The following is an 11,840-nucleotide window of genomic DNA, read 5'->3' on the forward strand; positions in this document are numbered from 1 at the left end:
GCGCACCCATGACCGTGTCGATGCTCGAGCACCGGTGGTACGCAATCCAGACGACGTCAGGCCATGAGAACAAGGTGCAGCGGCTGATCCAGCGGAAGATCGACATGGATCCTGCGCAGCCTGAAGATCGTCTCATCCGCCAGGCACTCGTGCCGACGCAGCAAGTCGTGGAGATCAAGAACGGCAAGAAGGTCACCGTCGAGCGCAAGATTTTCCCCGGCTACGTGCTGGTGGAGATGGTGGCCAGTCAGGATACCCTGCACGAGATCAACGCCATTCAGGGCGTGATCAAGTTCGTGGGGAAGGACAAGGATCCGATGCCGCTGCGCGACGACGAAGTGCGTCGGTTGCTGGGGCAGGCGGATCCGGCCGATGAAACACCGGTGCGTGAGGAGATTCCGTTCCTCGTGGGGCAGGCGGTGGCAATCACCGAAGGCCCGTTCGCCGATTTCAACGGCACCGTCGAGGAGATTCTCCCCGACAAGGGCAAGGTACGGGTGTCGGTCAGCTTGTTTGGTCGACCCACGTCCGTGGAACTGGATTACCTCCAGTTGCGCGGATACTAGAGAGAGAGCAGGACGTCGCTACCACCCGACGAAAAACACCGTGGCAGCAAGACCACGCGCGGATGGTCCGTGTGTGGAACTCGCGATGAGGAAGTCGCATGGCCAAGAAGGTCACTGGATTCGTCAAGCTGCAGATTCCTGCAGGCAAGGCGAACCCGGCGCCCCCAGTAGGTACGGCCCTCGGACCCCAGGGTATCAATATCATGGGGTTCTGCAAGGAGTTTAACGCTCGCACGCAGGGCGGGGATATGATCATCCCCGTCGAGGTCACGATCTATGCAGACAAGTCATTCACCTTCATTCTCAAGACGCCGCCCGCGGCGGAATTGATCAAGAAGGAGCTTGGCGTGGAGCGGGGCTCGGGTCAGCCGAACAAGGTAAAGGTGGGCACCATCACGCGGGCGCAGTTGGAGAAGATTGCGACCACGAAGATGCCCGACCTCAACTGTGAGTCGATGGAGAGCGCAGTGGCGATGATCGCCGGTGCCGCACGCTCGATGGGCATCACGGTGAAGGATTGAGCCTCATGAAGACCAACGGGAAGAAGTTCCGCGCGGCGAGTGAGCAGCGCGTACTCGGGAAGTCGTACGAGGCCAAGCAGGCGATTGCCCTGGTGAAGCAGATGGCGTTTGCGAAGTTCGATGAGACCGTCGAAATCGCCATCCGTCTCGGCGTCGATCCGCGTCATGCCGACCAGGTCGTGCGTGGCACGGTGGTGCTTCCGGCCGGTACCGGCAAGACGATGCGTGTGCTCGTCATCGCCACGGGTGCCAAGGTGCAGGAAGCGCAGGAAGCCGGTGCCGATTTCGTGGGAACCGAGTTTCTCCAGAAGATCAAGGATGGCTGGCTCGATTTCGACGTCATGATCGCCACGCCGGACCAGATGGGACAGATCGGCCAGTTGGGTCGTGTCCTCGGTCCGCGCGGTCTCATGCCGAATCCGAAGGCGGGCACGGTGACCTTTGATGTGAGCAAGGCGGTGCGCGAGTCGAAGGGCGGCAAGATCGAATTCCGCGTCGACAAGGGCGGCAATGTGCATGCCCCGATCGGCAAGGTGTCGTTTGCGCCGGACCAGCTCGAGACCAACTTCTCCGCACTGATGGACACCATCGTGCGCGCGAAGCCGGCCGCCGCAAAGGGCCTCTACATCCGCAACGTCGCGATCTCGAGCTCCATGGGTCCTGGCGTCACCATCGACACCACGCCGTTCCGGTAAGAGGGAGACGTCACCATGAAAGGCAAGCCCAAGGCCAAGCAGAGCGACAAGCAGATCCTGGTAGATAGCCTCAAGACGCAGTTGGGTGATGCGCAGGCCGTCTACTACACCGACTTCACGGGATTGAACGTGAAGCGCATGACGGAGCTGCGTCGCCGCCTGCGGAAGGCCGGTGTCGAGTACGTCGTGATCAAGAACACGCTGGCGCTCCGTGCCGTCAACGAGAGCGGTCTGGTGTCCCAGCGTCTGAAGGGTCCGACGGGGGTGGTGGTTGCAAAGGATGGCATCACGGCGGCCAAGGTTCTCTCCGACTTCGCGAAGGAGAACGACCAGCGGCCTGCGGTGAAGGGTGGGATCTACGAAGGCAATGCGGTGGACGAAGCGATGGTCAAGAAGTTGGCCGCGCTCCCGAACCGTGAGGACGCCCTGTCGATCTTCGCCGGCTACCTCAACAGCATCCCGATGATGTTCGCCCTCGCCCTCGACGCCCGTAAGACGCAGCTCGAAGGCTCCAACTGAGTTCCCCAGGCGTTCGCCGTAAGGCATCCCTGATCACAAACGCCCCAGGCTCCCTGGGGGAGATACGGAGAAAGTACCACCATGGCTAACACGACCCTGAGCAAGGACGAGATCCTCGACGCGATCGGCGCCATGAGCGTCATCGAGCTGTCCGAGCTCATTGAAGCGTTCAAGACGAAGTTCAACGTCACCATCGCGGCCGTCGCCGCGGGCGGCGGCGGTGCAGCAGCCCCGGCTGCGGCCGCGGAAGAGCAGACCGAGTTCACCGTCATCCTCAAGGAAGCCGGCGCCAAGAAGATCCAGGTCATCAAGGTGGTGCGCGAGCTCACCGGCCTGGGCCTCAAGGAAGCCAAGGACCTCGTCGATGGCGCCCCGAAGGCGCTGAAGGAAAACGTGTCGAAGGACGAAGCCGCGCAGATCAAGGCCAAGCTCGAGGCTGAAGGCGCCGGCGTCGAAATCAAGTAAAGTCCGGCCCAGGCCAGGCTCTACGTCGACATACCGTAGTTCCGTCGTTGTAACGCTCCGCCCCGGGGGCGCCGGTCGCGATTTCGTGACCGGCGCCGTCGGGGACGGAGCGCTTTGCGCCTCCGGTTTCCCGGATTGTGCGCGCCCCGCACGAGGGTGAGCCCCACAAGGATATGATGAACCAGATCTCGTTCGCGAAGCTCGAGACGGGCATGGATATGCCCCACCTGCTGGACATCCAGACGCGCGCTTTCGAGTCGCTGCTGCAGCTGGATGCCGCCTCGCAGGAGCGCGAGGACGTCGGCCTCGAGCGCGTTTTCAAGGACCTGTTCCCGATCACGGATGTCCACGAGAATTTCTCGCTGGAATTCGTTCGGTACAGCCTCGGTGAGCCGAAGTACACGGTCGCGGAGTGCATTGAGCGCGACATGACGTACTCGGCCCCCCTCAAGGCCACCCTGCAATTGGTCATCTTCGAGGATACCGGCGACGGCAAGCGTCCCCGGAACATCATCGAAAAGGAAGTCTATCTCGGCGAACTGCCGCTCCTCACCGAGCTCGGCACCTTCGTCATCAATGGCGCCGAACGCGTCATTGTCTCTCAGTTGCACCGTTCGCCCGGTGTCGTGTTCGAAGAGAGCACACACCCCAACGGCCAGCGCCTGCTCTCGTCACGGATCATTCCGTTCCGAGGCTCGTGGGTGGAGTTCACCGTGGACATCCACGATGTGATCTACGTCCACATCGACAAGAAGAAGAAATTCCCCGCCACCGCGCTGCTGCGTGCGTTTGGCTACGGGGAAAATCGCGATATCCTGCGCCTCTTCTTCGCCGAACGCGATCTCGACCTCACCAAGAAGCGCGAGACCCGCAACGATCAGCGCGAAGTCCTCGGCGCCATCATCGCCGAAGACATCACGCTCGAAGGCGAGGTGACGGCTGCGGATGCGCCCAAGCCCAAGACCAAGAAGGCCAAGGCCGAACGCGAACGCTCGGAAGCCGAGCTGCTCGTCCGGGAAGGCGACGAACTCACCGAAGAAGTGCTCAACCGCCTCGTGCGGCAGGGCATCAAGACGGTCAAGATGTTCGCCTCCTACACGCAGATCGATCTGCGCGACGAACAGGACGCGATCGACCGTGGCGAGCGTGAAGTGCGCCGCATGCTGGCGCGCGATGTCATCGATCAGGATACCGGCGAAGTGGTGGCGGAAAAGGACACCACGCTCACCGATGCCGTGATCAAGCGCATCCGCAAGGCCGACATCGTCAAGGTGTTCGTCTTCGTGGCATCAGGCCGCGCCGAATCGACGCTCATCAAGAACACCCTGGCCAAGGACCCCACCAAGGCGGAAGAGGAAGCGCTCAAGCAGATCTATGCGCTGCTCCGTCCGGGTGATGCCCCGAACCGTGAAACCGCGAAGCAGGCGCTCGAGCGTCTGTTCTTCTCGCCGAAGCGATATGACCTCGGCCGCGTCGGCCGGTACAAGATCAACCAGCGTCTGCGCCTCAACACGCCGATGCGGACCACGGTGCTCACGAAGGAAGACTTCGTGGAAATCATGCGTCAGCTCGTCGAATTGCATGAAGGCCGCGGCGATGTGGATGACATCGATCAACTGGGCAACCGTCGTATCCGCTCGGTCGGTGAACTGATCGCGAACCAGTTCTCCGTGGGCCTCTCGCGCATGGCGCGTCTGGTCAAGGAGCGCATGTCGATCAACACCGATCCGGAGAAGATCAGCCTCGACGATCTCGTCAACGCCCGCACGGTGTCGGCGGTCATTCAGGCCTTCTTCGGATCGTCGCAGCTCTCGCAGTTCATGGACCAGACCAACCCGCTCGCCGAACTGACGCACAAGCGTCGTCTGTCGGCGCTCGGACCGGGCGGTCTGACTCGTGAGCGCGCCGGCTTCGAAGTGCGAGACGTGCACTACTCGCAGTACGGCCGCATGTGCCCCATCGAAACGCCGGAAGGTCCGAACATCGGCCTGATCACGTCGCTCGCCTGCTTCGCGCAGGTGAACGACCTCGGCTTCATCGAGACGCCGTACCGTATCGTGAAGGAAGGTCGTGTCACGGGTGAGATCGTGTGGCTCGATGCGAATCGCGAAGAAGATGCGATCATCGCGCAGGCCAACTCGAAGCTCAATCCGGACGGTACGTTCGTCGATGATCTCGTGTTGTCGCGGAAGCGCGGAGATCTTCCGCTCGAGCCGCCGATGAACATCGACTACATGGACGTGGCGCCGGAGCAGCTCGTCTCCATCGCTGCCGCGCTCATTCCGTTCCTCGAGCACGATGACGCCAATCGCGCGCTCATGGGCTCGAACATGCAGCGCCAGGCGGTGCCACTGCTCAACCCGGCCACGCCGTTTGTCGGTACCGGACTCGAAGCCACCGTGGCGGTGGACTCGGGCGCGGTGATCATCGCGCGCCGTCCGGGTGTGGTGACGAATGTGACGGCCGATGAGATCATCATCGACGCCGGCCTGAACCAGGAAGCGGTGGACGATGGTCGTCCGCTCACGCGCTTGGGTCAGCTCGATCGGTACCGCCTCAAGAAGTACTGGCGCACCAACCAGGACACCGCGATCAATCAGCGGCCCCTGGTGCGCATGGGCCAGACGGTCGCCAAGGGTGAAGTGCTCGCCGATGGTGCAGCCACCGAAATGGGGCAGCTTGCACTCGGCCGCAACGTCACCGTGGCGTTCATGCCGTGGTACGGCCACAACTTCGAAGACGCCATCGTGCTCTCCGAACGCCTGGTGAAGTTCGACGTGTTCTCGTCGATCCACATCCAGGAGCTCGAACTGCATGTGCGCGACACGAAGCGTGGTCAGGAAGAAATCACGCGCGAAATTCCGAACGTCGCCGAAGAGTCGCTGGTCGACCTCGACGAGCGTGGCATCGTGCGGATCGGCGCGGCGGTGAAGGCCGGTGACATCCTCGTCGGCAAGATCACGCCGAAGGGTGAGACCGAGCTGTCGCCGGAAGAGAAGCTGTTGACGGCCATCTTCGGTGAGAAGGCGAAGGACGTGAAGGACTCGTCCCTCAAGGTCTCCCCGGGTATGGAAGGTGTCGTCATCGACGTGAAGATCTTCTCCCGTGTGGAAGACCAGGTCGTCGAAAAGGATCGTGGTGAGCGCATCGGTGAAGTGCGCCGCCTCGAAGGCGAAGAGAAGATCCGCGTGAACGAAGTGCGCGATGCCGAACTGTCACGCCTGTTGGAAGGCGAGACGGTGGCGCTGGCACTGAAGGCGGGCACGGTGGAAGAGGCGATTGGCGCGGGCACAACGCTCACGCGCGAGATCCTCGACGGCTTGCGCTTCGCCACGCTCGACCTCAAGACGTTCCGCGTCGAAAACAAGAAGGCGAACGATCGCGTGCGTGATATCCTCGATGCTGCGGCCGAAGAAAAGGCCCGCATCGAAGAGCGCGCGGAAGATCGCATCGACCGCATTCTGCAGCCCGACGAATTGCCGCCGGGCGTGATTCAGTTGGTGAAGGTGTACCTGGCGGAGAAGCGCAAGATTTCCGTCGGTGACAAGATGGCCGGCCGACACGGCAACAAGGGTATCGTGGCCCGCATCGTCCCCGAAGAAGACATGCCGTTCCTTCCGAACGGTCGTCCGGTGGACATCGTGCTCAACCCGCTGGGCGTGCCGTCGCGTATGAACGTGGGGCAGATCCTCGAAACCCACCTTGGGTGGGCCGCGAAGCTGCTCAACTTCTACGCGAAGACGCCGGTGTTCGAAGGGGCGAACGAGCGCGAAATCGGCCTGCTCATGAAGCTGGCAGGTCTGCGCTGGGCGCGCGAAACACTGATGTTGGGTGGCCCGGCGTCGGATACGACGACGGCTGAAGTGAAGGCGTTGCTGTCCGACATCAAGCCGGATCGCCGTCTCCCCGACAAGGTCGAGCTGCTGGGCGATGCCAACCTGAACGATCTGGGTGGCAAGGCCATGTCTCCGGAAACGAAGGCCCTGTTCACGCGTGTGCGCGAATTCGCGACGCAGAGTGCACGGGCCATCGCCGACCGGGAACTCGATGCCGTGCGTGCGGCGATCTCCATTCATCGTGGAGAGGCCAGCGAAGTGCCAGAGGGCGCACCGGCTGCGCTCGAGGTGCTCGAAGGGTTTGCCGCTCTCTCGTCGACGGAAACGTTGCAGCGCATCGGTCAGCCCGCGCTGGCCGCCATGCTGGTCGGTGGCAAGGATGCGGATGTCGACGCCGCGGCTTCGGAGTTGATCCGTCTCGCCGGACTGACGCCCACCGGCAAGGTCCGCCTGCGGGATGGTCGTACCGGAGAAACGTTCACCGCGCCTGTCACGGTGGGCGAGATCTACATGCTCAAGCTGTCGCACCTTGTCGACGACAAGATTCACGCCCGCTCCATCGGACCGTACTCGCTGGTGACCCAGCAGCCGCTCGCCGGTAAGGCGCAGTTTGGCGGCCAGCGTTTCGGAGAAATGGAAGTGTGGGCGCTGGAAGCGTACGGCGCGGCGCACACGCTGCAGGAAATCCTCACGGTCAAGTCCGACGACGTGAACGGACGCAGCCGTGTGTACGAAGCGATCGTGAAGGGTCAGAATCTGCCGGAGCCCGGCATTCCGGAGTCGTTCAACGTGCTCGTGAAGGAATTGCAGGCGCTCGGTATCAAGGTCACGCTCGGTGCCACTGACGGCACTGGTGTTGAGCTTGTGGACGCCGGCGGTAGCGTCGCCGGTAACGGTGGGGAGGAATAAGCATGATCGATTTCCGCAGCTCGCGCGAAGCCCGCGCGTCGGCGTTCGACTACATGTCGGTCCGCATCGCCTCTGCCGAGGAGATCCGCGGCCCGAAGGACCCCAAGGAGCGCGAACGGCTGGAGATGGCCGGTCTGCGCACCTGGTGGTCATGGGGCGAAGTCACCAAGCCCGAAACCATCAACTACCGCTCCTTCAAGCCTGAGAAGGACGGTCTGTTCTGCGAGCGCATCTTCGGTCCGGTCAAGGACTGGGAATGCCATTGCGGCAAGTACAAGCGCATCCGCTATCGCGGCGTGATCTGCGATCGCTGCGGCGTGGAAGTCACGCTCAGCAAGGTGCGTCGTGAGCGCATGGGCCACATCGAACTGGCTGTGCCGGTTGCGCACATCTGGTTCTTCAAGACCCTGCCGTCTCCGATGGGCAACCTGCTCGATGTCACCCTGCGTGATCTCGAGAAGGTGATCTATTACAGCAACTACATCGTCATCGAGCCGGGCAATCAGGAGGTGCGTGAGCGCCAGTTGCTCGACGAAGACGAGTACCTGACGCTGCGCCAGAAGGCCAAGGCCGAAGGCGACGCGGCATTCCAGTGTGACATCGGCGCACCGGCCGTGCGCGAGCTGCTCAAGCGCCTCGACATCGACAAGGTGGCCGAGACGTTGCGTGGTTCGGTGGTCGGCGAGACGTCGCAGCATCGCAAGAAGCAGATGCTGAAGCGCCTCAAGATCGTCGACGCGTTCCGTACGTCGGGTGAGGGCGGTGAGATCCGCAATCGGCCGGAGTGGATGATCCTGGACGTGATTCCGGTGATCCCGCCCGACCTGCGTCCGCTCGTGCCGCTCGATGGCGGCCGTTTTGCGACGTCCGATCTCAACGACCTCTATCGTCGTGTGATCAACCGCAACAACCGCCTGCAGAAGCTCATCTCGCACCGCGCGCCGGAAGTCATCCTGCGCAACGAGAAGCGCATGCTGCAGGAAGCCGTCGACGCGCTGTTCGACAACGGTCGTCGCTCCAAGGCCATTCGTGGCCGCGGCAAGCGTCCGCTCAAGTCGCTGTCCGACATGCTCAAGGGCAAGCAGGGCCGGTTCCGTCAGAACCTGCTCGGCAAGCGCGTGGACTACTCGGGTCGTTCGGTCATCGTCGTGGGCCCGGAGCTCAAGCTGCACCAGTGCGGCCTGCCGAAGATGATGGCGCTCGAACTCTTCAAGCCGTTCATCATTCACAAGCTCGTCGAGAGTGGTGAAGCGGAAACGGTGAAGCGCGCGAAGAAGATCGTCGAGCGTGAAAACGCGATGGTCTACGAAGTGCTCGAAGGCATCATCAAGGATCACCCGGTTCTGCTCAACCGCGCACCGACGCTGCACCGTCTGGGTATCCAGGCGTTCGAGCCGGTGCTGGTCGAAGGCAAGGCAATCCGTATTCACCCGCTCGTCTGCGCGGCGTTCAACGCCGACTTCGACGGTGACCAGATGGCCGTGCACGTGCCGCTGTCGTTCGAAGCGCAGATCGAATCGCGCGTGCTGATGCTGTCGTCGAACAACATCCTCAAGCCGTCGGACGGTCGTCCGGTCGCCGAGCCGTCACAGGACATCGTGCTCGGCTGCTACGTCGCGACCAAGGCGCCGACGGATTTCGACAAGCACGCGAAGGACGAAGCCTGGGTGCGCAAGCTGCCCACCTTCACCGACACGGCCGAAGTCGAGATCGCGATCGCCAACGGCCGCGCGACCTACCAGTCGCCGATCCGCTGGCTCGATCGCCGCGAAGAGACGCCGACGTGGGTCACGACGACCACCGGCCGCGTCCTGTTCGACGTGATCGTGCCGAAGGGGCTGCCGTTCCTGAACAAGGACATGAAGAAGAAGGCGCTGGGCGAACTCGTGTTCGAGAGCTACCGCAATGCGGGGCTCGCGGAGACGGTGGCGCTGCTCGATCGCCTGAAGGAGTTCGGGTTCCGCAACGCGACGCGCGGTGGTGTCTCCATCGGCATCGAAGATCTGCACATCCCGAAGGAAAAGCAGACGCTGTTGCAGGAAGCGTCGGAGCGCGTGGAGCGTTTCCAGCGCGCCTACGCGACGGGCAACATCACGAACGGCGAACGCTACAACAAGGTCATCGACACCTGGACGCACGCCAACACCGACGTCGCCGACGCCATGGTGAAGACGATGCGCGAGTCGCAGGGCGGCTTCAATCCGGTGTTCATGATGTACGACTCCGGTTCACGTGGTAGCCGTGACCAGATTCGTCAGCTTGCCGGTATGCGTGGCCTCATGGCCAAGCCGCAGAAGAAGCTCACCGGTGGTATCGGTGAAATCATCGAAAACCCGATCAAGTCGAACTTCCGTGAAGGCTTGTCGGTGCTCGAGTACTTCTCGTCCACACACGGTGCGCGTAAGGGTCTGGCCGACACCGCGCTCAAGACGGCCGACGCCGGGTATCTGACGCGTCGTCTGGTGGACGTGGCGCAGGATATGACCATCGCCGAAGAGGATTGCGGCACGATCCTCGGCATCGATACGTCGGCGCTGAAGGAAGGCGAAGATGTGATCGAGCCGCTCGCCGAGCGTCTCGTGGGCAACGTGGCGGCCGAGGACGTGATCGATCCCCTCGAGCGCGACGAAGCAGGACGCCCGCGTCTGCTGGTGGAAGCCGGTACGCTCATCTCGGAAGAGATGGCGCAGAGCATCGAAGAAGCAGGCATCGAAACGGTGAAGATCCGTTCCGTGCTCACCTGCGAAGCGAAGCGTGGCCTGTGCCGCATGTGCTACGGCCGGAACCTGGCGACCATGCAGATGGTCGACCTGGGCGAAGCGGTTGGCATCATCGCTGCGCAGTCCATCGGTGAGCCCGGCACGCAGTTGACGCTGCGTACGTTCCACGTCGGTGGTACCGCGTCGCGTATTGCCGAACAGACGGCGCGCAAGACGAAGAAGGCCGGTGTGATCGAGTTTGGTGATCGTCTCTTCACGGTCATCAACAAGGAAGGCCAGAAGGTCGTGACGTCCTATGAAGGCGAACTGGTCATCAAGACCTCCGCCGACAAGAACGCCTCGATTGAAGCCCGCTTGCAGGTGCCGCTCGGCGCGTACCTGATGGTCGAAGACGGTCAGGTCGTCAAGAAGGACGACACGGTGTTCACGTGGGACCCGTACTCCAATCCGATTATCGCGGACGTGGATGGTACGGTGCGCTTCGTGGATCTCGTCGAAGACGAATCGCTGTCGGAAGAACTCGATGAACTGACCGGTTTGCGTCAGCGCGTCGTGATCGAAGACCGCGAAAAGAAGCTCCACCCGCACATCGAGATCTGGCAGGAAAGCGGCGGCAAGGAGAAGCGCGTACGCGACTTCATCCTCCCGGTGGGCGCCGTGATCACGATCGACGATGGCGGACACATCGCGGCCGGTACCATCCTGGCGAAGGTCAGCCGTGAAGCGTACAAGACGCGCGACATCACCGGCGGTCTGCCGCGTGTTGCCGAACTGTTCGAAGCCCGTCGCCCGAAGGATCCGGCCACGATCTCCGAAATCGACGGCTTCGTGCGCTTTGGTGAGATCAAGCGCGGCAAGCGTGAAGTGTTCGTGCGCCCGGCCACGGTCGACAAGGGCTTGTGGACGGCCGACGACACGGCCGAAGAACAGACGTACGAAGTGCCGTCGGGCAAGCACTTGCGTGTGCACGAAGGTGATCGGGTGCGCGCCGGTGATCGCATCTCCGAAGGTCCGGTCAATCCGCACGACATCCTGCGGATCAAGGGCCCGCGTGCGGTGCAGGAGTATCTGCTGAACGAAGTGCAGGAGGTGTACCGCCTGCAGGGCGTGAAGATCAACGACAAGCACATTGGCGTGATCGTCAAGCAGATGCTTCAGAAGGTGCGTGTGGCCGATTCCGGTGACACGGAACTGCTCGAAGGCGAGCATGTCGATCGTTCCGAGTTCCGCGATGTCAACGACGATGCCAAGAAGCGCAAGATCCGTCCGGCAACGGCGGAGCCGCTCCTGCTCGGTATCACGAAGGCCTCGCTCACCACGCAGTCGTTCGTGTCGGCGGCCTCCTTCCAGGAGACCACGCGCGTCCTTACCGATGCGGCCATTCGTGGCTCGCGCGACGACTTGCTGGGTCTGAAGGAGAACATCATCATCGGTCACCTCATCCCGGCCGGTACGGGTCTGTACCGCTACCATGATGTGCAGGTCGACTCGGAAACACTCCCCGAGCCGGAACCGATGCCCGAAGCACTGGAGCCGAATTTCGATTCGCTTCCGACCTTCGAACCATCGGCCTTCACGATGCCGAACGAATAAGTGATGCAAACTGAAA

General features: G+C 62.3%; 7 protein-coding genes. All 7 read left to right on the forward strand.

Annotated elements, in window-relative coordinates; genetic code table 11:
* The first annotated feature begins 8 nt into the window (after positions 1–8).
* A complete protein-coding gene (nusG, locus tag GAU_RS04350; protein ID WP_052574233.1) occupies positions 9–566 on the forward strand; it encodes a transcription termination/antitermination protein NusG in 558 nt (185 codons plus the stop codon).
* Positions 567–664: 98 nt separating this feature from the next.
* Positions 665–1,087: a 50S ribosomal protein L11 gene (gene rplK / locus GAU_RS04355; RefSeq protein WP_012682340.1), complete on the forward strand. Its 423-nt coding sequence runs from the start codon at positions 665–667 to the stop codon at positions 1,085–1,087.
* Positions 1,088–1,092: 5 nt separating this feature from the next.
* Positions 1,093–1,782, forward strand: coding sequence for a 50S ribosomal protein L1 (gene rplA / locus GAU_RS04360; protein WP_012682341.1), 690 nt, complete (start codon positions 1,093–1,095; stop codon positions 1,780–1,782).
* Between the two features lie 15 nt (positions 1,783–1,797).
* A complete protein-coding gene (gene rplJ / locus GAU_RS04365) occupies positions 1,798–2,301 on the forward strand; it encodes a 50S ribosomal protein L10 (RefSeq protein WP_012682342.1) in 504 nt (167 codons plus the stop codon).
* Positions 2,302–2,382: 81 nt separating this feature from the next.
* Entirely contained in the window at positions 2,383–2,766 is a 384-nt protein-coding gene (gene rplL / locus GAU_RS04370; protein ID WP_012682343.1) for a 50S ribosomal protein L7/L12, read from the forward strand.
* 176 nt (positions 2,767–2,942) lie between these two features.
* Positions 2,943–7,511 carry a DNA-directed RNA polymerase subunit beta gene (gene rpoB / locus GAU_RS22700; RefSeq protein WP_012682344.1) on the forward strand — a complete coding sequence of 1,523 codons (4,569 nt, stop codon included), beginning with the start codon at positions 2,943–2,945 and terminating at the stop codon, positions 7,509–7,511.
* Between the two features lie 2 nt (positions 7,512–7,513).
* Positions 7,514–11,824 carry a DNA-directed RNA polymerase subunit beta' gene (rpoC, locus tag GAU_RS04380; protein ID WP_012682345.1) on the forward strand — a complete coding sequence of 1,437 codons (4,311 nt, stop codon included), beginning with the start codon at positions 7,514–7,516 and terminating at the stop codon, positions 11,822–11,824.
* Positions 11,825–11,840: the final 16 nt, after the last annotated feature.

Source organism: Gemmatimonas aurantiaca T-27, assembly GCF_000010305.1.
GTDB lineage: Bacteria > Gemmatimonadota > Gemmatimonadetes > Gemmatimonadales > Gemmatimonadaceae > Gemmatimonas > Gemmatimonas aurantiaca.